Annotated in this window: 17 protein-coding genes; 12 read left to right on the forward strand and 5 right to left on the reverse strand. The window is 67.7% G+C overall.

Annotated features, from left to right (window positions below):
- Position 1: 1 nt before the first annotated feature.
- From QRN16_RS21815 to QRN16_RS11625, 3 genes are all read right to left on the reverse strand, one after another.
- Positions 2 to 4,339: an alpha-(1->3)-arabinofuranosyltransferase gene (locus tag QRN16_RS21815; RefSeq protein ID WP_350310211.1), complete on the reverse strand. Its 4,338-nt coding sequence runs from the start codon at positions 4,337 to 4,339 to the stop codon at positions 2 to 4.
- Positions 4,336 to 4,497 carry a DUF2613 domain-containing protein gene (locus QRN16_RS11620; protein ID WP_285186808.1) on the reverse strand — a complete coding sequence of 54 codons (162 nt, stop codon included), beginning with the start codon at positions 4,495 to 4,497 and terminating at the stop codon, positions 4,336 to 4,338. The genes QRN16_RS21815 and QRN16_RS11620 overlap by 4 nt, the downstream gene beginning before the upstream one ends.
- 102 nt (positions 4,498 to 4,599) lie before the next feature.
- Positions 4,600 to 5,067 (reverse strand): universal stress protein, encoded by a 468-nt coding sequence (locus QRN16_RS11625; RefSeq protein WP_285186809.1) that lies wholly within the window; start codon positions 5,065 to 5,067, stop codon positions 4,600 to 4,602.
- A gap of 85 nt (positions 5,068 to 5,152) precedes the next feature.
- Between QRN16_RS11625 and QRN16_RS11630 the strand changes: the two genes are divergently transcribed.
- From QRN16_RS11630 to QRN16_RS11685, 12 genes are all read left to right on the forward strand, one after another.
- On the forward strand, positions 5,153 to 6,334 hold the full coding sequence (locus tag QRN16_RS11630) for a glycoside hydrolase family 3 N-terminal domain-containing protein (RefSeq protein ID WP_285186817.1): 1,182 nt from the start codon (positions 5,153 to 5,155) through the stop codon (positions 6,332 to 6,334).
- Positions 6,335 to 6,398: 64 nt separating this feature from the next.
- Entirely contained in the window at positions 6,399 to 6,983 is a 585-nt protein-coding gene (locus QRN16_RS11635) for a TetR/AcrR family transcriptional regulator (protein ID WP_027506190.1), read from the forward strand.
- Between the two features lie 252 nt (positions 6,984 to 7,235).
- Positions 7,236 to 8,180 carry a WecB/TagA/CpsF family glycosyltransferase gene (locus tag QRN16_RS11640; RefSeq protein WP_222637974.1) on the forward strand — a complete coding sequence of 315 codons (945 nt, stop codon included), beginning with the start codon at positions 7,236 to 7,238 and terminating at the stop codon, positions 8,178 to 8,180.
- Positions 8,177 to 9,235 (forward strand): Gfo/Idh/MocA family protein, encoded by a 1,059-nt coding sequence (locus tag QRN16_RS11645; protein ID WP_285186823.1) that lies wholly within the window; start codon positions 8,177 to 8,179, stop codon positions 9,233 to 9,235. The genes QRN16_RS11640 and QRN16_RS11645 overlap by 4 nt, the downstream gene beginning before the upstream one ends.
- Positions 9,232 to 10,224: an SDR family NAD(P)-dependent oxidoreductase gene (locus QRN16_RS11650; protein ID WP_285186826.1), complete on the forward strand. Its 993-nt coding sequence runs from the start codon at positions 9,232 to 9,234 to the stop codon at positions 10,222 to 10,224. Before QRN16_RS11645 ends, QRN16_RS11650 begins: the two co-directional genes overlap by 4 nt.
- Complete coding sequence (locus QRN16_RS11655; protein WP_222637977.1) at positions 10,221 to 11,354, forward strand: DegT/DnrJ/EryC1/StrS family aminotransferase; 1,134 nt, start codon at positions 10,221 to 10,223, stop codon at positions 11,352 to 11,354. The genes QRN16_RS11650 and QRN16_RS11655 overlap by 4 nt, the downstream gene beginning before the upstream one ends.
- A complete protein-coding gene (locus tag QRN16_RS11660) occupies positions 11,351 to 11,998 on the forward strand; it encodes a PglD-related sugar-binding protein (protein ID WP_285186829.1) in 648 nt (215 codons plus the stop codon). The genes QRN16_RS11655 and QRN16_RS11660 overlap by 4 nt, the downstream gene beginning before the upstream one ends.
- The gene (locus QRN16_RS11665; protein WP_285186831.1) at positions 11,995 to 13,119 is read left to right on the forward strand and encodes a DegT/DnrJ/EryC1/StrS family aminotransferase; all 1,125 of its coding nucleotides are present in this window, start codon (positions 11,995 to 11,997) and stop codon (positions 13,117 to 13,119) included. Before QRN16_RS11660 ends, QRN16_RS11665 begins: the two co-directional genes overlap by 4 nt.
- A 4-nt stretch (positions 13,120 to 13,123) precedes the next feature.
- Positions 13,124 to 14,587, forward strand: coding sequence for an oligosaccharide flippase family protein (locus tag QRN16_RS11670; protein ID WP_285186833.1), 1,464 nt, complete (start codon positions 13,124 to 13,126; stop codon positions 14,585 to 14,587).
- Positions 14,584 to 15,816, forward strand: a complete 1,233-nt coding sequence (locus QRN16_RS11675; RefSeq protein ID WP_285186835.1) for a rhamnosyltransferase WsaF family glycosyltransferase — start codon at positions 14,584 to 14,586, stop codon at positions 15,814 to 15,816. Before QRN16_RS11670 ends, QRN16_RS11675 begins: the two co-directional genes overlap by 4 nt.
- Positions 15,813 to 16,997, forward strand: a complete 1,185-nt coding sequence (locus tag QRN16_RS11680) for a glycosyltransferase family 4 protein (RefSeq protein ID WP_285186837.1) — start codon at positions 15,813 to 15,815, stop codon at positions 16,995 to 16,997. Before QRN16_RS11675 ends, QRN16_RS11680 begins: the two co-directional genes overlap by 4 nt.
- A 71-nt stretch (positions 16,998 to 17,068) precedes the next feature.
- The gene (locus QRN16_RS11685) at positions 17,069 to 18,082 is read left to right on the forward strand and encodes a glycosyltransferase family 2 protein (RefSeq protein ID WP_285186839.1); all 1,014 of its coding nucleotides are present in this window, start codon (positions 17,069 to 17,071) and stop codon (positions 18,080 to 18,082) included.
- Positions 18,083 to 18,088: 6 nt separating this feature from the next.
- Here QRN16_RS11685 and QRN16_RS11690 read toward each other — a convergent pair whose 3' ends face one another.
- Positions 18,089 to 18,997 carry a YveK family protein gene (locus QRN16_RS11690; protein WP_285186841.1) on the reverse strand — a complete coding sequence of 303 codons (909 nt, stop codon included), beginning with the start codon at positions 18,995 to 18,997 and terminating at the stop codon, positions 18,089 to 18,091.
- Between the two features lies 1 nt (position 18,998).
- Positions 18,999 to 20,381, reverse strand: coding sequence for an O-antigen ligase family protein (locus QRN16_RS11695; RefSeq protein WP_285186843.1), 1,383 nt, complete (start codon positions 20,379 to 20,381; stop codon positions 18,999 to 19,001).
- Between the last annotated feature and the right edge of the window lie 91 nt (positions 20,382 to 20,472).

Here is a 20,472-nt window from a genome sequence, read left to right on the forward strand (position 1 = left end):
GCTACGCGCTGGTGGAGGAGCCGGTCCGTGTCGCACTGCGTCGACGGGAAGCGCGCAGGGCCGACCGGATCCGGGCGAACGAGGGAAGCGCCGCGAGCGCCACGGCGCCGACGGATGCCAGCGCTGCGAGCTGAATGACGGCCGAGTGGCCGACGTAGCCGTCGGGATCACGCCAGGGGCCGGTCGACAGCATCGCCCCGGCGACACTGAGTCCGAGCCCCGCGATCGCGACGAGCACACGACCGCGGACACGGGCTCCCCAGCGATGGTCGACGGCGGCGACCGCGACGGTGAGAACCGCCAGCCAGCCAAGTGCGGCGAGCCCACCGATGACCCACACGGCGGCGACCAGCCCCGCGTGGCCGACGAGGGCGGGTTGCCAGGTGGGTGTCGGTGCCGTCGCGGGGTCCGACGGGCGGCGCCGCATCGTCATCACGGCCAGAGCCGCGAGAAGCGCCAGGCCCGCGACGATCGCCGTGCGGTACCAGGTGTCGGCGGGGAACGTCAGGGTCACCTCGCCCGAGAGGCCGGCGGGGAGAATCCACCCTTGCTGCCACCCGTTCACGATCACCGGGGCGAGCACCTCTCCGTCCGGGCGCGTGGCCACCCATCCCGGGTTGGTGCTCTCGGGCACCACGAGAATGCGCTGAGTCGAGGACCCGGCCACGACGACGCGGCGGGTGTCGGCGGTCCACTCGTCCGCGGTGACCGCCACGGGGGTGGGGCCGGTGTGGGGGAACGCAGCGAGCGGTGCCGTGCGCAGCACGACGCTGTCGACGACGAAGGCGTCGCCCGGGTCCACCGACACGGACTGCGAACCCGAGGGAAGCGGAACAGGATTGGAGACGTTCGCCGCGACGGGGACATCGCCCTCGCAGAGAGACGCACGGATCGGTGCGCCGGTGGCCAACGCCCCGGCCGTCGTCGAGACGGCGGTGCGGACGAGCTGATCCGCGATGGTCAGGGTGGGGCCGGTCGCGCACGACGTCACGATCGGGCGATCGGGATCGAACGCCGCCCCCGCGGACGCGGTACCGGATTCGGATTCGGATCCGGATCCGGATCCGGAGAGCACCGTGATCTCGGCCAGACCGGGAGGCCGTACCTGGTCGAATCCCAGTGCCGTGCGGTCGAGTACGTCGTCCCATTCCAGCAGCGAGACCGTGATCCGGTCGGTCACCGCCGGTTCGAGGGACACTCTGGTGTCGCCGTCCGCGTCGACGTCGCGGACCTGGGGGCCGGTCCCGAGGTTCACGGCGATCCTGGTCGGATGAGACGGCAGTGCGCCGAGGCTCTGGGCGATGTCGAGCCCCTCGACCGAAACGAGTTGCGGCAGTTCGAGAGTGACGGTGGGATACGTTCCGGCCCGGCCCTCGATCGAGTCCTGGCTCGCGGTCCAGGACGTGCGGTCGTCGCCGTCCGTGAGGGCGAAGGTGGACCCCCGGACGTCGGTGACCTCGGCCGCACCCCGAGCCCGCGGACGTGTGGCGTCCTGCAGGAGATCCTCCAGCGCGGACGACTGACGCGAGCGCAGCCAGAGTTCGGGGGTCACCGCCGTGCCACTGGGAACCGAGAGCGTGCGCTGGAAACTGTCGAGTTCCTCGGGTTCGACGGCCACGCCACCCGCACAGCGCACCCGATCGGGCGTGTCGACGCAGCCTGTCCGGCCCGGAAGCTCCTGTGCCAGATTCCATCCCGTCACCGTGACGCCGTCGGCCGGAGCCGGCATCTCCGTGAGGTGCCGGACGACCACCGGTGCCGGTGCATCGGGATCCGTGTAATCGGTGAGGCGAAGGTCGCTGACGCCGAACTGTGCTCCGACCGAACCGTTCTCGGTCTCGGTGGCTGTCACCCGGATCCGCGTCGTCGTGCCGGCGGGCAGTGAGACGGTCACCGGATCGCCCGGTTCGGTGATGCGTGCGGCTGCGGTCCCGTTGTCCGTCTCGATCTCGACCCATTTCACCGGTGACCCCAGAGCGCCGGGGCTGGTGCGGAAGTCGAGCAGGCCGGACTGCACCGGGCGATCGAGGTCGAGCTGGATCCACTGACCGACCGAGCTCTCGAGGCCGTTGCTCACCCAACTCGTCGCGGCGTCGCCGTCGACGGCCGCCGCCGGACCGTTGCCGGGCGAGGCGCCGCCGAACTGGGTGGCGTCCGATGCCGAGGAGGAGACGGACACCCGGGCACCGGACCACGCGCCCTCGACCAGCGGCGCACCGTCGACCGGATAGTCGGACACGAGATTGAGTGTGCGGCGGGGATCGTCGGATGTGCGCAGGGCGCTGCTGTGATCGTCGACGGAGCCGAAGTCCACCTCGCGGTTCATCGGGGTGTCCGTCACCAGGACGTCGTCGACCGTGAGCCCGGCGGCCCGGGCGTCGCCGTCGAGAAGTACCGGTCCCGCCGGAGTCGGGTCCAGGCCGCCGCGCTCGCGGTGCTCGTTCAGGCGAGCGAGGACCTCGGGCCCGCCCTGCACTCGGGGCACGTCGTCGGCCACCACCGTGTACGGGCCGGCGACGGCGGGGGTGCCGGGAGTCGCCTCGAAGATCTCGATCGCGGGATAGGTGGGGCGCAGGTCGGAGTCGGCGACGATGCCGTCCACCCGTCCGGGCCCGATGTCGTCGCCGAAGGTCGCGACCCGCTCGAGCCCGGGCGAGTTCTCTATGCTCTGGTGCGCCAGCGAGGTCCGGGTCGAACGCGACGTCTCGGGGTCGAGATCGTTGCGCATCACGAGGTAGCGGACGTTCATCGATGCCAGCGTGTCGGCGAGCCCGTCGGACGGTCTGCCGTCCGCGAGGAGCCGCTGCACCGAGTCGAGGGCGCGGATCGCGCCGGGCGGCACCAACGGGACCGCGTCACGGACGGCCCACGGCGAGGCCGCCAACGCCTGCAACGGTTCGTCCCGCGTCAGCCCCCACAGCTGAGCGGCCAGGGGCGCACCGGGAACGACGAGCGCGCGGGACCCCTCGGCTCCGGTGCCCGCGTGGTCGGCCAACCAGCCCGCCGCGTCGGACCATTCGGCCGGAACGGCCTCGTACGCGCCCCGCGGCGCGAGCCGCCCGGTCCAGGCCAGCGAGGTCGAGACGGTGAGTGCCACCAGGACGAGTGCGGCGAAAGCGACGAGGGGCTCCCGTTCCGGGTGCGACGCCGCGCGACGCCAGCGAGGCGACGGCACCGAACCCGGCAGCGGCACCTGCGCCAGCAACTGTGCGAGGCCCAGCGCCAACGGCAGTCGGATCACCGGTTCCAGCTTGTGGATGTTGCGCAGCGGCGCACCGGAGGTGTCGAGGAACAGTCGCACCTGCTCGGAGACGGGGGAGGCCAGTCCGCCGACGTACCCGGCGGTCATGCCCACGAGCCCGATCAGCAGCACCAGGGTCAGCCGACCGCGTGCCGGCATCGACCGCATGCAGAGCCCGGCCATTCCCGCCGCGGCCACGACGGCAGAGGCGATCACCGCGGCGGGTTGTGTCACCACCACAGCGCCGGCGATGCGTTCCGGCGAGACGAACGGTGTCCAGCTGCTCGTGCCGCGCAGGACCTCCACCAGCGAGGCCCACTGCGTCGTCGTGCCGGCCGACTCGATGTAGTCGAGGAACGGTGGACTGACGCCGCGCAGGATGAAGAGGGGAACCAGCCACCACGTCGTCGCGGCGACGAGACACCCGATCCACCACAGCGAGAACCGGCGCCACCGGGCGTCCGGCCTGTGCGCGAGCCACCACACGACCGCCACGAGGGTGGCTGCCGCCGTCGCCACGGCGTTCACGGCACCCATCGCCGCGACGGCCAGCGCCGAACACGCGGCGGCGCGCGGAATGCTCACGGCGCGGCCGGAGAAGACGCGGACCAGGGGAATGAGCACCCACGGCGCCAGCATCATCGGCAGCGACTCGGAACTGATCGACCCCAGGGTGGTGATCACCCGCGGAGCGAGGACGAACGCGAGCGCACCCACCACCCGCGACCCGCGGCTCCCGACCCCGAGGGCCTCGCACAAGCGCAGGACACCCCAGAACCCGAGAAAGATCAGCACCGCCCACCACAGACGCTGCGTCACCCACCCGGGCAGCCCCAGCACGTCACCGAGGGCGAAGAACGACCCGTGCGGGAAGAAGTAGCCGTACGCCTGGTTCTGTACCTGGCCGAAGGTGGCGTCGGACGTCCACAGATGGGACGCACGCGAGAGGAACCCCAGCGGGTTCTGCGTCAGGTCGTATTTGGTGTCGGCGACGGTCAGGCCGGGAGCCTGCAGGAACGCCAGGACCAGCGCACCGACCGCGGAGAAGAAACGCCACCGGGCCCCTACGGGCGCGGTGACGGGAGCATCGGACGTCAGCGGCTGCCGTACTCGACCTGGTTGAGGAGGGAGGACTCGGCGTTACCGGAACGATCGACCTCGGGGCGGGTGTTGGACGAGGCGGCGGCAGTGGCGCCGAACACCACGGCCACTCCCAGCACGACGCCGATGACGGCACTGATCGCTGCGGATTTCACGAGCAGAACCTATCACTTCGACCGGCCAACGGCCTGCCCGTTCACCTCGACCGGCCTCCGGCCTGCCCGTTCACCTCGACCGGCCTCCGGCCTGCCCGTCACTCATCTGCCGGGCGGCACGATGAGTACAGGGCGATGGCTGTGCTTGAGCACGAGATCGGCACAGGACGACTGCAGCAGCGACCGCAGACCGGTCCGGCCGCGCGTCCCGGTGACGATGATGTCGGCGTTCACCTCGTCCGCCGTCTCGACGATGGTGGTCCAGATGGCGGAGTGCGACTCCTCGCAGCGCCCGTCGGCGTTGATGCCGGCGCGGGCGGCCAGCTCGAGGCCCTCGCTGTTGGTGACCTTCGCGTCGGCGAGTGCGATGTCCTCGGTCTGCTCGTCCGGCAGCCACTCCGGCGCCATCACTCCGGACAGGCCGGACATGCGGGCCGCCTGTCGCACCATCGGTTCCCACGCGGTGAGCACGATGGCGCGTTTCGCCTGAAGGAATCTGCCGGCGTAGTCCACCGCCCTGCGCGCATTGTCCGAACCGTCGTACGCGATCAACATGACGTCACACGACATGAGAGCCTCCAGGCTTGTGGCGGTGGCTGACGATCTTACCGTCGCGGTCGGGTTGCGGGGAGGCTCACGCGATAACGTTTCGGGTATGTACCTGCGCCGAGTTCTGACACTGGTCGCGACGTGCGCGATCGCCACGACGGCGTGCGGGACGGGGGACGCGGCGGCTCCCACACCCACCACCACCGGTGCGGCCACGGCACCGCCCTCGGCTCCCTCGGCGGTCGTGTCGACGTCCGAGATGCCTGCGGCCACGCCCGATTCGTGCGCCACCGCCATCGACGCCATGACGCTGCGGCAGCGGCTCGCCCAGCTGTTGACGGTCGGGGTCACCGGGACCGAGGACGCCGTGGCGGTGGTGGGCGCCGAGCAGGTGGGTGGTGTGTTCGTGGGTAGCTGGACCGACAAGACGATGCTCACCGGCGGCGGTGTCGATCGCATGCAGTCGGCCGCCACCGTGCCCGTCATGGTGACGATCGACGAGGAGGGCGGCCGGGTGTCGCGGGCAGCCGACCTGCTCGGCTCGGTGCCCTCGGCACGCGAGACCGCCGCCACGATGACCCCCGAGCAGACGTACGAGATGTGGCTCGAGCGCGGACGTGGACTGAAGGATCTCGGCATCACCGTCGACTTCGCTCCCGACGTGGACGTCAGCAGCCAGCCCGACGACTCGGTGATCGGTGACCGGTCGTACTCGGACGATCCCGCCACCGTCGTCGCGTACGCCGGAGCTGCTGCGCGCGGTCTCCGCGACGCCGGGGTGATGCCCGTGATCAAGCACTTCCCGGGGCACGGCTCCGGATCGGGCGACTCGCACACCGGCGCCGTCACAACACCGCCGCTCTCCGAACTGCAGGCCCGCGACCTGGTTCCGTTCCGCGATCTCGTGTCCACCGGAGTGGGTGCCATGGTCGGACACCTCGACGTTCCGGGCCTGACGACGGAGGGCGTGCCCGCCAGTATCAGTCCCGCCGCGATGGCACTGCTGCGTGACGGCACCGGCTACGGGGCGGCGCCGTTCACCGGCCCGATCTTCACCGACGACCTGTCCGGCATGGCGGCGATCACGTCGCGACTGGGCATCGAGGACGCGGCGCTGGCCGCCCTCGTCGCCGGGGCCGACGTCGCCCTCTGGATCACCACCGACGCGGTGCCGAGCGTCCTCGACCGTCTCGAGGCGGCCGTGGCGTCCGGGGAGTTGAGCGATGCGCGCGTGGACGACGCGGCCCGGACCGTCCTCACGGCCAAGGGAGCCCTCGGCTGCGCCTGACTCGTCCTGCGGACGGTGACGTAGAGTCGGGAGGTCGTACGGCGGACAGCTCCGGGGAGGACGCATGGCAGGCGGAACCAAGCGGTTGCCGCGCGCCGTCCGTGAGCAGCAGATGCTCGACGCCGCCATCGAGGTGTTCTCCGAGAACGGCTTTCACAGCACGTCGATGGACTCCATCGCCGCACGGGCCGAGATCTCGAAACCAATGCTGTATCTGTACTACGGCAGCAAGGACGAACTCTTCGCCGCGTGCATCCATCGGGAGGGCCTCGAGTTCGTCGCTGCGATGACTCCCGCGGCGGACCCGACGCTCACTCCCCGCGAGCAGTTGCGCAAGGCATTGCTCGGGTTCCTCACGTTCGTGGACGAGCACCGCTCGTCGTGGATGGTGCTCTACCGGCAGGCGATCGGCCAGCAGGCCTTCGCCGGTCAGGTGCAGAGCAGCCGCGATCGGTTGATCAGCCTCACCGCGTCGCTGCTCGAGATGAGCACCAAGGACCCGCGGCCGGAACACAACTTCGGACTGATGGCCGTCGCCCTGGTCGGTGCCGGCGAGGCCGTGGCCGACAGGGTCGCCGGCGGCGAGATCGACGTGCACCAGGCGGTCGACCTTCTCGAGAGCCTCGCGTGGCGGGGGCTTCGGGCCTGACGCGAGGCCGGACCCGTAGTCGGTTCCGGGAACGTACCGACCGTTCACATCATTCGGTCGAATGAAAAAAGTCCTCGATAAGCGTCATGGCGAAGGTTTCTGTTTAAAGTACTGATCACTCAGTCTGCTGTCGGCGTGCACGAGGTCGCGTCGAACACAGCACAGGGACCCGACTCCGTCATGCGGTGGCGGATCCCGCGCACGCCGTGCGACTCCCACGGCTCGGATCAGTGTTGATCATCGAGGTGACCCATGAAGCTTTCCACTGCACTCGGTTCGAGCGAGAGCACACCCACTTCTGCAGCTCTGCATCTCACCGCCGCGATCGACGACGCGGTCGGTGACGGCACGGCAGTCGACATCCGAACAGAGCCGACGCGGACTTCCCCGCAACGAACCGCACGCATGATCGTGGCGGGTACTCGGGTGGACCTGTGCGGTACCCCGCATGTTCTGGGCCTGGTCGGGGACAGGTTGAAGGGCGGCAAGCCCCTCGCGATCGGATCGGTCAACCTCGACCACATCCACCACTTCGGTGGCATCGAGCGGTCCAGGTTGAACCTGCCGGACGAGCGACCCACTCATGAATGGCTGCTGCTGGCCGACGGTCAGCCGATCGTGGACCGTGCGAACGATCTCACCGGAACCAAGTGGCCACGACTCACGGGATCCGACCTGCTTCCCGAGATCCTCTCTCTCGCAGAGACGGCCGGCGCTTCGGTCGGGTTCCTCGGGGGCACCCCTCAGGTCCACGAACGCCTCCGGCGCCGTCTGACACGCAATCACCCGGCACTGCGGGTGGCGGGCTACTGGGCTCCCGACCGCCGGACGGTCCAGGACGAGACACTGGGCCGCGAATTGGCCGAGTCGGTGCGCGAGTCCGGTGCGGACATCGTGGTGGTCAGCTTCGGCAAACCGGTTCAGGAGCTCTGGATCGAACGGTACGGGGACCACACCGGAGCGCGATTGCTCCTCGCCTTCGGCGCCGCAACGGATTTCATGGCCGGTGATTCCACACGTGCGCCGCGCTTCATGAGCGATCACGGATTCGAGTGGCTCTATCGCCTCGCCCGTGAGCCACGGCGCCTCGCACGTCGCTACATCGTCCAGGGGCCGGAGGCGTGGTTCCGTCTGCGTGGTGCCTATCTGGTCGCCGACTCCGACCCGTCGTCGGACCGTCGGCAGGGTGACTCGTGAGCAGGCCGTACGGCGTTGCTGTCATCGGCGCCGGCTACTGGGGTCCGAACTTGGTGCGCAACTTCAGAAATCATCCGTCGTGGGATCTCGTCGCGGTGTGTGACCGGGACAGGAGCCGGGCCGAGCGTGTGGTCGGGTCGCGGTCGACCGTGGAGATCGAGACCGATGTCGACGTGCTTCTCGGCAGGTCCGACATCGATGCCGTCGCGATCGCGACGCCCGCGGCGTCCCACGCCCCGATCGCTCTCGCTGCCCTGGCCGCAGGTAAACACGTCCTGGTGGAGAAGCCCCTGGCGCCCGGATCCGTGGACGCCGGGAAGATGGTCCGAGCGGCTCGGGACGCCGGACTGGTCCTGATGATCGACCACACGTACTGCTACACGCCTGCAGTGCAGTACATCCACGATGTCCTGCACAAGGGCATGTTGGGACGAGTCCTCTACATCGAGTCGACACGGATCAATCTCGGTCTGATTCAGCCCGATGTCGACGTACTGTGGGACCTCGCACCGCACGACCTGTCGATTCTCGATTTCGTGCTTCCCGGCGGGCTCGCCCCGACGCGGGTGTCGGCCACAGGTTCCGACCCGCTCGGCGCCGGCCGATCCTGCGTGTCACATCTGACGCTGGGTCTGGAGGACGGTGCCTCGGCGCACGTGTCCGTGAATTGGCTGTCGCCGACGAAGATTCGTCAGATGGTGATCGGTGGCAGCCACCGCACCCTCGTCTGGGACGACCTCGACCCCCTGCGCAGAGTGTCGATCCACGATCGTGGAGTACATCTGGGCCAGCCGGGAGCGGACGAGAAGCGTCGTGCGGCGGTGTCGTATCGGTTGGGCGACATCACCGTTCCCGCGCTCGCCGAGACGGAGGCCCTCCACACCATGGTCGGAGAGTTCGCGTCCGCGATCAGAGAAGACCGTCCTGCTCGAACGGACGGTACCGCCGGACTCCGAGTGCTGTCCGTGCTCGAAGCCGCCACCGACAGCGCAGCGGATCACGGACGCCCCGTTCGTCCCCGTGCCGTCGACCCCGAGACCGGAGACATGGAATGACAGACCTGAACGGCGCGACGACGGTGGTCACCGGCGGTGCCGGCACCATCGGATCGACCATCGTCGACCAGCTCGTCGAGGCCGGGTGTGCGCGGGTGATCATTCTCGACAACCTCACCCGTGGTCGCCGTGAGAACCTCGAGACGTCACTGTCCGATCCACGGGTCGAGCTGGTGGAGGGCGACATTCGTGACCGAGACCTCGTGAACGACGTGGTGTCCGGGGCGGATGTGGTCTTCCACCAGGCCGCGATTCGCATCACGCAGTGCGCGGAGGAGCCCCGGCTCGCTCTGGAAGTGCTCGTGGACGGCACCTTCACCGTGTACGAGGCAGCGGCCGCACACGGGGTGAGCAAGATCGTGTCCGCCTCCTCCGCTTCGGTCTACGGTCTCGCGGAATCCTTTCCGACGAACGAGCGTCACCACCACCACAACAACGACACGTTCTACGGTGCCGCGAAGTCGTTCGGTGAGGGGATGTTGCGCAGCTTCCGCGCCATGTACGGCACTGACCACGTCTCCCTGCGTTACTTCAACGTCTACGGGCCGCGCATGGACGTTCACGGGCTGTACACCGAGGTGCTCGTCCGCTGGATGGAGAGAATCGAGGACGGCCGTTCCCCGCTCATCTTCGGTGACGGTACCCAGACCATGGATTTCGCCTACACGGAGGACATCGCTCGGGCGAACGTCGCAGCCGCCTCGTCGTCCGTCGTGGACGGCGTGTACAACATCGGGAGCGGTCGTGAGACGAGTCTGCGGGAGCTCGCCGAAGCGCTGCTGCGCGTGATGGACTCGGATCTTCCGATCGAGTTCGGACCCGCTCGGACCGTCAATGCGGTCACCCGCCGGCTGGCGGACACGACGGCAGCCTCCCGCGACCTCGGCTATGCGCCGTCGGTGGATCTCGACAGCGGACTGCGCGCACTCGTCGACTGGTGGCGGCCGCGCCGCCATGCCGTGTCCGGCCTCGCGGTGACTGCGACGTGACGCGGATCGACGTGATGCGCCCGTGGTTGGGCGCCGACGAGGTGGCTGCCGTCACGGCGGCGCTCGAGTCCGGTTGGATCGCTCAGGGACCGCGGGTCGCCGAGTTCGAGAGCGCCTTCGCGGCTCGCATGCAGGTCGCGCACGCCGTGGCGGTCAGCAGTTGCACGACGGGTCTCCATCTTGCCCTGGTGGTGGCCGGTATCGGACCGGGTGACGACGTGATCGTTCCGTCGTTCTCGTTCGTGGCCACGGCGAACGCAGTGCGGTACGTCGGCGCCAGGCCCGTGTTCGCCGATGTCGACCGGATCACCGGCAACATCGACGGCGACACGGTCAAGAGGGTGCTGACGCCGCGGACCCGTGCTGTCATCGCCGTCGACCAGGGCGGCGTCCCCGTCGCGGTGGACGACATCCGCCGGGTGACCGCACCGTCGAACATCGTGCTGGTCGAAGATGCCGCGTGTGGTGCCGGAGCCACCTACCGTGGCCGTCCGGTGGGGGTGAGTGCCGACATCGCCGCATGGTCGTTCCACCCGCGGAAGATCCTCACCACCGGTGAGGGCGGGATGATCACCACCGATCGGCCGGAATGGGCGGAACGTGCACGTGCACTGCGTGAGCACGCGACGAGCAAGTCGGCCGCGGACCGTCACCAGGACACGCTGCCCGCCGCCGAGTCGTACACCGAGGTCGCCTACAACTATCGGATGACGGACCTGCAGGCTGCCGTCGGCCTGGTGCAGCTGACGAAGCTCGATGCCGTGATCGAGCGACGTCGCGCGCTGGCCGGGCGGTACCGAGAAGCACTGGCACATGTCTCGGGCCTCCGATGCGTGGGTGATCCGGACGACGGAGAGGGCAACTTCCAGTCCTTCTGGGTCGAGATCGGAGCGGACGCCGCTCGCAGTCGCGACGACTACCTTCGTGACCTTGCAGCGCACGACATCTCGGCACGTCGCGGAATCATGGCCACGCACCTGCAACCGGCCTATATCGGAAGTGACGCCGTGATGGGCGATCTGACGGTCACCGAGCATCTCACCGCGTCGACGTTGATTCTGCCGCTGTTCCACGCGATGACGGACGACGAGCACGACCGCGTGGTCGCGGTGATGTCGAGGACGTCATGAGCAGATCCTTGGTGATCATCGCCGCGTCCGGCCTCGCGCGCGAGGTCGCCGCCGCGGTCCGGGCCGGTGGCGAGCACCATGTGGTCGCGGTGCTGGACGACGACCTGCGCAGAGTCGGAACGCGCTTCGGATCGTGGACGATCGCGGGAACCAGTCGCGACGCCGTCGATCATCCCGAGTGCTCGTTCGTGGTCTGCGCCGGATCCGGGTCGGCTCGCGCCGCCATCGTGCGGCGCGTCGTCGCCGGTGGAGTCGAGCCGTCCCGCTTCGCGACGATCGTGGATCCCTCCGTGCGCATTCCGCAGGGATGCACGGTGGGTGTCGGTTCGGTGATTCTCGCGGGGTCTGTTCTCACCGCCGACGTCACGGTCGGTGCTCACGTGGTGGTGATGCCCCACGTGGTCCTGACACACGACTGTACGGTCGATGATTACGTGACTCTCTGCGCAGGAACAGTTCTGGGAGGTGGAGTGCACGTACAGAGCGGTGCGTACCTGGGAATGAACAGCTCGGTACGGGAGAATCTCACCGTGGGCCGAGACAGTGTTCTGGGCATGGCGGCGGTGGCGGTGTCCGACGTCCCGCCCGGTGAGACGCGGGTGGGATGCCCGGCCGTGCCGATGACCGGCGCAGGTGCGGCATGAGCGTTCCCTTCGTCGACCTCGCCGCACAGCAGGCGGAGATCCATGACGAGATCATGCCGCGAGTGGAGGACATCCTGCGTCGAGCGGCTTTCATCGGCGGTCCGGCCGTCGGCGAGTTCGAATCTGCGTACGCCGAGTTCGTCGGAGTGGACCACTGTGTGGGTGTCGGAAACGGTACCGACGCCATCGAATTGGCGTTGCGAGCCGTCGGTGTGGGTGCAGGAGACGAAGTCGTTCTCCCGGCGAACACGTTCATCGCGACGGCGGAAGCGGTGTCGAGGGTCGGGGCGACACCGGTACTCGTCGACGTCGACCCGACGTCACTCCTCATCGATCCTGCGGCCGTCGAGCGTTCGCTGACGTCGAGAACCGCTGCCGTTCTTCCGGTTCACCTCTACGGTCAGACGGCGCCGGTGGAAGAACTGATTCGACTGTGCGAGGCCGACGGCACTGTGGTGATCGAGGACGCCGCCCAGTCACAGGGTGCGACGCGGCACGGCCGCCCGGCCGGCTCTCTCGGCGTGGCCGCGGCGACCAGTTTCTATCCCGGCAAGAATCTCGGTGCCGCCGGCGATGCCGGTGCCGTCGTGACGTCCGACCCCCTCCTGGCCGACCGCGTGCGCACCATCGCGGCGCACGGCAGTTCTCGGAAGTACGTCCACGATGTCGTGGGTGTGAACTCACGACTCGACGCGCTGCAGGCAGTCGTGCTGTCGGCGAAGTTGGCGCGTCTGGACCGGTGGAACGACGCTCGGCGCGCCGCCGCCGCGCGCTACGCCGATCTGCTCGGTGGCATCGCCGAACTCACTCTCCCGCAATCGCTCCCGGGCAATGTCGACGTGTGGCACCTCTACGTCGTGCAACTCGACGATCGTGACCGGGTGGCGGCCGAACTGGCGGCTGCGGGTATCGGCACGGGAATCCACTACCCGACGCCGATCCACCTGACCGAGGCCTACCGGCACCTGGGCAGAGGACCCGGCAGCTTCCCGGTGTCCGAGGCGGCCTCGGACAGAATCCTGTCCCTGCCGATGTTCGCCCACATCACCGCGGCGCAGCAGGAGCGGGTCGCCGACGTGATGGCGGGGGCGATGCGAGCACTGACCCCCGCTGGTTCGTGAGACCGTGATTCGTCTGGGATCGTCGACGATCGGTCGCGCCCTGGCGTGGGGTGCCGGCGGGTCCCTCCTGATGCGGTTCGGAAGCCTCGTCGTGGGAATCGTGCTCGCGCGACTACTCACCCCGGCGGACTTCGGCGTCTTCGCCGTGGCCCTGACCGTGTCGACGATCCTGATGTCGATCTCGGATCTGGGTCTCAGTGCAGGGCTGATTCGCTCGAAGGACCCCGACGGTGACGGACCCACCGTGGCCACGATCGGGCTGAGCGTCGGTCTGGCCCTCTGCATACTCGTCATGTCCGCATCGGGACTGGTCGAGCGTGCGTTCGGGGTCGCCGGTTCGGCTGCGGTGGTGTCCGTGATCGCACTCTCCATTCCGGTGGGTTCCGCGGGTCTGGTGCCGTACGCCCTTCTGCTGAGGCGATACCACCAGAAGCAGGTGTTGATGGCGTCGGCCGCGGACTTCGTGGTCGGGACCACCGTCACCCTCGTCCTGGTCTCGCTCGGAATGGGTCCGATGGCGCTGGCCGTGTCTCGCGTCGCCGCGCAGGCCGCCTCCACCACGGTGCAGTACCTCGGTGCCGGCGTGCGGCCGCGTTTCGGGTTCGACAGTGCACGAGTGAGCCCGGCAGTCAGATTCGGCCTGCCCATCGCCGGCGCCAACCTGTTGTCCTGGGTCGTGATCAGTGTCGACAACGTGATCGTGGGACGGATCGGGGGCGAGGTCGCGCTCGGCCTCTACGTACTCGCCTTCAACGTGTCGACGTGGCCGATGACCGCGATAGGTCAGGCTGTCCGCTCGGTGGCGCTCCCGTGGTTCGCAGTTCCCGACGCGGAGAGTGCTGCGTCTGATCGCTCGCTGGCGCGGGCCGGTGCGTTGACGTGGGCGGCGGCCCTTCCGGCGGGCGGACTGCTGGCACTACTCGCCGGTCCTATCATCGCCACGCTCTACGGCCCGAACTGGAGCGGCGCCACCGGAGCGCTGGCCGCCCTCGGTGTCTTCGGTGCGCTCCGCGTGATGTTCGATCTCTTCGCCACCTACCTGACGGCACGAGGAGCGCCGCGGGCCGTCCTGTGGATCCAGATCCTGTGGGTCGTCGGCCTGGTTCCCGCGGTGATCGTCGGGGCACATGGTCACGGGATAGTCGGAGTGGCGTGGGCACACACCATCGTGGGCGTCGTTCTGGTGGCGCCGGCCTACCTCGTCGCAGCGCAGCGTCGAGGCGCCGATCTCGCCGCTCTGGCGCGAGGGCTTCTGCCTCCCGTCGTGGCCGGAACGGTCGCGGTATGTCCAGTGATCTTCGTGGCGCGAACATTCGAGCATCCGATTCTTCAGGCGTCGGCGGCCGGAGTCGCCGGGCTGCTCCTCTACGGCGTCGTCATTCGACACTGGGTCGTCGGCATCGTCCGACACCCCGACGACGATCGTCCGACGGTCGTCGCGAGAGCACGAGGAGCGCATCGGGTATGAGCATGTTCGGGACGACGACATCGGTGTCGAGACTCGTGCGAATCGCACTGACCGGCGGCGTGAACGAGCTCGTGAAACGCGTGGCGCGGAAGGCGTACCAGGCGTCGGGTGCCGAGCAACTCGACTTCCCCCTGCGCGTGCAGGACGTTGCCGATTCGACCAAGATCTGGTGGACCGAATCCGCAGGTCCTGTCGATCCTGGTCGACCCCTCACTGTTTCGTGGATCTGCGCTCCTCCCGGGCCGGGATCGGGCGGCCACACGACCATGTTCCGATTCATCCGCAGGCTGGAAGCCGCCGGACACACGTGTGTGCTTCACCTGTACGACCCCTACGGCGTGCAACTCGCCGATTTCACTGCAATCATTCGACGGCATTGGCCGGAGGTTCAGGCTGACGTCGCGGACATCGACTCGGGGCTGTGCGATTCGGACGTGTTCGTCGCGACGTCCTGGCAGACCGCGCACGTTCTCGCGTCGCGACCACAGAAGGCGGGAAGGCGGGTGTACTTCGTGCAGGACTACGAACCGTACTTCTATCCTCGGGGAAGCGAATACGCACTGGCGGAGGACACGTATCGCTTCGGCTTCGAGATCTTGGCTCTCGGGCGAATGGTGCACGACGAGATAGTCGGAAACACAGGGGCACACTGTGTCTTGGTCCCGTTCGGCTGCGATGTCGACACGTATTCGTTGACCAACGACAACGGTCGACGACACGGCGTCGCGTTCTACTCGCGACCGACCACCGCGCGGCGGGGTTCGACCCTCGCCGGTCTCGCGCTGGACCTCTTTCATGAACGACGGCCGAACCACACGATCCACGTCATCGGTGCCCGACCGTTCTCCATGTCAGCTCCCGCTGTCGTCCACCCGCACCTGGCTCCCGCAGAACTCGCCGACCTGTACAACACCACCATTGCGGGAATAGGTATGTCGTTCACCAACATCTCACTGGTGGTGGAGGAGATGCTGATGTGCGGAACGATCCCGGTCGTCAACGACTGCGGCATGGCACGGGCCGACATGAAGCACCCTGGTGTCGCATGGGCAGCACCGAACCCGACGGCCATCGCAGACCGCTTGTGCGAACTTGTGGATGCCGGCTCGAACGGGTCGTTGTCCGCGTCGGCGGCCGCGGACAGAAGGACCGGCTCCTGGGACCGTTCGGCGGACATGGTGGTGGACATCCTCGAGAATGCCGGTCGCATTTCTGTGAGTCGACAGTGAAGATTCTCGTCATTCCGCATCAGATGTGCATGGGTGGCAGCCAGATCAACGCGTTGGAACTGGCGAAAGCGGTGCAGGATGCCGGACACGACGTGACCGTGTACGCACCCAGTGGGGTTCTCGACCCCTTGGTGAAAGACATGGGTCTTCGCCGGGTGCACAAGAGCACCGATGCAAACTTCTCGGTCTCCTCGGTCAGAGAGCTCACAAGGTTGGTGAGACAGGAATCCATCGACATGGTCCATGCCTACGAGTGGGGACCCAGTCTGGAGTCGACCTTCGGTCCCCACTTGTTTCTCCGCGTTCCGGTTCTCACCACGGTGCTGTCCATGGACGTCCCGCACTTCCTCGCTCGTCACCTCCCGCTGACGGTGGGTACCGAAGAACTGATGTACCGACACCGAGTGGATTGGTCGTCGGTTCACCTGACGGAGCCCCCCGTCGACACGACCCACAACACCCCTGGAGAGGGGATGCTGGACCGAGTCTCGTTCGGATTCCTCGAGAATCACATCGTGGTCGGAATAGTGTGCCGATTGACGACTGACCTGGGCAAGGTACATGGCGTCTTCGACGCGATCGAGGTCGTGGGCGAACTGGCCGAGCATTTCCCGGTGAGACTGCTGATCGTGGGAGACGGGTCGGGACTAGCCGAAGTTCGAGCGCGCGCCGCGGCAGTCAACTCTGCGCACGGTGAGATCGTGGTCAACGCAGTCGGTGCCATGCTCGATCCGCGCGCAGCGTACAACTGCGCGGACATCATGTTGGGGATGGGTAGTTCGGCTCTGAAGAGTATGGCTTTCGCGAAACCGCTGATCGTTCAGGGAGAACTCGGATTCTGGAAGTTGTTGGACGAGTCGACGATCGGAGAATTCTACGACAACGGATGGTTCGGGCAGCGTGGTCGCGGTTCCGAGGACCTCCGCGCGGCGCTTCGTACCATCGTGGACGACAGTGTTCGGCGCTCGACCCTCGGTGCATACGGCCTCCGCGTCGTCGAACAACGGTTCGCCTTGGGCATCGTGGCTGCCGACCTCACCCAGTTGTACGAACGCATCGTCGCCGACCCACCTCGGCGGCGCGCTGTCGGACTTCTCGTGTCTGCCGCCCGTTCGATGAAATTCGGACTCGACACTCGGCGTGTGCTCACACGCCGCAAGGCCCTGCGGGGTGATGAATGATTCGCCGAGGTCGCGGCGGTGCCTCGCACGACGTCGTCGGTGCGAGGCGTGGCGCCGCAACCGTGTCGGTCGTGATCCCGTGTTTCGACTACGCCGACTACCTCTCCGACGCTGTGACGAGCGTTCTCTCGCAGGTGGGCGTGTCTGTGGAGGTGATCGTGGTGGACGACGCCTCGACCGACGGAAGCCTCGCGATCGCGAGGCGGTGGGCGGCGACGGACCGACGGGTGTCCGTCGTGGCCCACCACCACAATCGAGGCCCGGTCGACACGTTCAACGACGGTCTCCGCGTCGCTTCGGGTGAGTACCTGGTGAGACTCGATGCCGACGACATGCTCACCCCCGGGTCACTGCACCGAGCGGTTGCACTCGCTCGTGCCCATCCCGAGGTGGGACTCGTGTACGGGCATCCCCTCCATGTCGCGGACGAGCACTTGCCGGCACCGCGGATCTCACCGACGGGATGGACCATATGGTCGGGGCGAGAATGGTTGGCGGACAGGTGTCGCGACGGGCTGAACGTGATCACCTCGCCCGAGGTGCTCATGCGGAAGTCAGTGGTGGACCGAGTCGGTGGGCAGATGCCGCTGGCGCACACGCATGACATGGAGATGTGGTTTCGGATCGCGGCGTTCGCGGACGTGGCGTACATCCGCGGCGTCGACCAGGCGTGGCACCGGGATCACCCGCGGAGTCTGTCCAGTCGTGAAGTGGATCCACTGCGTGATCTGTACGAGCGGAGGGACGCGTTCGACGTGCTGTTCTCCGGGCCGGCTGGGCAGATTCCCGCCGCCGCCGAGCTGCATCGCACCGCGGTTCGAGCCGTGGCCGAGTACGGGATCGCCATGGCCACTGGCTGTTACGACCGACGGGAGGTCGACCATGACCTGGTGAACGGGTATGTCGCTTTCGTGCGTGACGCGGTGGAGGACCCGACATCGCTCGACGGGTGGCGCACTCTCATTCGGCGGATGCGACGAGGTCGCGGGTCGGCGACGCACCCTCTGTATGTCGGGCGGCGTCTGGCCAGAAAGGTGCGGACGGACGCTTCCTGGCGGCGGTGGCACCGCGACGGCACCTTCTGATGCGAGTCACTTGCTCCGCGGGCTCTGACTGACCGGCGCCGGCCGGGCACCGAGACGCGATGCGTGACCGTTGGCTGGGGGAGTCACGATCTGACCACGGCGAACCGGCGGGCTCGGTGCGATCCGTGGAGGCCCCGTACGAGGTGCGAGCGGACGCGGGGGATCGGCCGGACGGTGCGGCATAGGGTCGCGGCGGACCTGGTTCTGCGGCTGATGCGACACATCGCGGACGGTCGTCGGCGTTTCGGCGACCACCCGGGTGTCCGGTGTGGACCTGGTCGCGCCGGAACGACGTTCGTCGATGACGCGTGCCATCGCCACCGCTGCGATGAGTAGGACGACTCCGCCGATGCCGGCGACGGCTGCGTTGCGCAGTCGGCTGGACACACGCTCCGCGGCGCCGGTTGCCTCGTTGATCGTCTGGACCGTGATCAGGTAGCGATCCGACGCGCCGTTCACGAGCTGCACCTGGCGTATCTGATCATCGAGGATCTCTCCCAACCGTTGCGCGCTCCGGACCGCCACCTCCGGACTCTCCGCGTTCGCCGTGATCGTGAGTATCTGTGCACTGGTGGACAGTCCCGATCCGACGACGAAGTCGGTCGACAATCCTTCGGACTGCAGTGTCCGCACCGACTCCTCCGACGACAGCCGCGTCTTGCCTACTTGCAGAACCAGCGTCGGGTCGGCGGATCGGAGGTAGGGATTGTCTGTCGCCGCTCCCAGCGCCGGGCTCGATTCGATCTCGATCGCACTCGGCAGCGACGGCGTGATCATCGCGTAGCTGGCAGTGGCCTGGTACGCGCGAGGCCCGAAGAACAGGGCGCCCGTGAACAAGGCGATCGTCAGGACGACGAACGGCAGGGCGACGAGTTTGTGTCGCCACAGGATGCGCAGTACCGACATCGGATCCATATCAGGTCCTCTCACTGAAACGAACTGACGGGCCGGGTGAGTCGGCCGTGTGCGATGGTGCTGCCGAGCGGGAGGGCGCGTTCCGGGCCATGATCCAGACGACGCCGGACATGCCGAAGAAGACCGGGCAGATGAGCCGAAACACCGGAAACGAGAGCGAATCGAACGTGGCCGACCCTACGGCCGCGACCAGACACGCCGCGGCGGCGCTCGCCGCGAGCAACTTCAGTGCCGGGTCCCGCGACCACAGAGCCACCGACAGCGAGGCGACGATGGGGCAGAGGAAGAGTGCGATGAGCGCAGCGAGTCCGAACAGCCCCATCTCCACGGCCGTGTGCAAGTACTGATTGTCGAGTATCTCCAGTGCGTTGGTGGGCAAGTACGTCGCCGGCCCTGTACCGAACCACGGGCGTTCGACGATCATGGCTTGCACCCGGGGGTAGTTGTTCACCCGAGTCGCCAGGGACGGATCGTTTCCGCTGTCGGCGCGCACGGTGGCACTGAGCGTGGCGATGAGGCCGGGAACCGTGACGAACACGCCGACGATGAGAACGGGAATGGCGATCGCTGCCCACCGTCGGGCGTGCCGGGGAAGAAACGGCACCGTGACGACGGCGGCGACGACGAGACCCAGCACAGCTGAACGAGACACCGTGAGAAACGAGGCGAACGCGATGAGCAGGCACTGCAACCAGTGCACCCAGTGGCGTCCCGAGGTGTCGAAGAGTGCGCGCCACACACAGAACGGCAGAATCATCGCGGTGACGAGACCGAGTTCGATGGGGGTGAAGGTGTTACCCGCGACCCGGGTCAGCAGGCCACGCCCCTGAAACGTGGTGCCGCCGCCGTTGTCGGTCATACCGACCATCATCGAGCGGACCAGGTCGAGGGGATCGGTCTTGACGACGAACTGCCACAAGGCGACCGCGGCTGTCACACTGGCACCGAGAGCGACGGTGCGGGCGATGACGAGGGCTTGCTCGACGGTGCGGACGCATTCGGCGGTGGCGAGGACGAGGACGGACATCGCGAACAGAGCCAACAGCCACCGATCTGCGGCGGCGCGTTGGATCGGCTCGACACCTCCCATTCGCAGGTACGAGACCACGGTGGCGACCCAGAAGAGGCAGAGACCGATGCGGGCGGGATGACGGACTCTCGTGGGATCGTGCACGCCCCACGTCACGGCGGCCACCCACACCGCGAACAGCGCGAGCCCGATGAGCATCGCCAGGTAGCCGGAAGCACCGATCGCCTCGAAGACCATGTTGGCGGGGAGGACGAGGGCAGCGAAGATCGTGACGCGCAACAGAAGCGGAACCGTTGTGGTGGCGTCCCGCCCTGGTGCCCGCACGTCGATCGCGCGAACGCCCCGTGCTGCCATCAATGCGACATCCTCGAGTCGGGTGCTGAGAGCGAAAGACGAAAATCCCCCGACATCGGCCTTTCTCCGACAAACATACTCACGGTTCGGT

The organism is Rhodococcus sp. MEB041 (genome assembly GCF_030208955.1).
GTDB lineage: Bacteria > Actinomycetota > Actinomycetes > Mycobacteriales > Mycobacteriaceae > Rhodococcoides.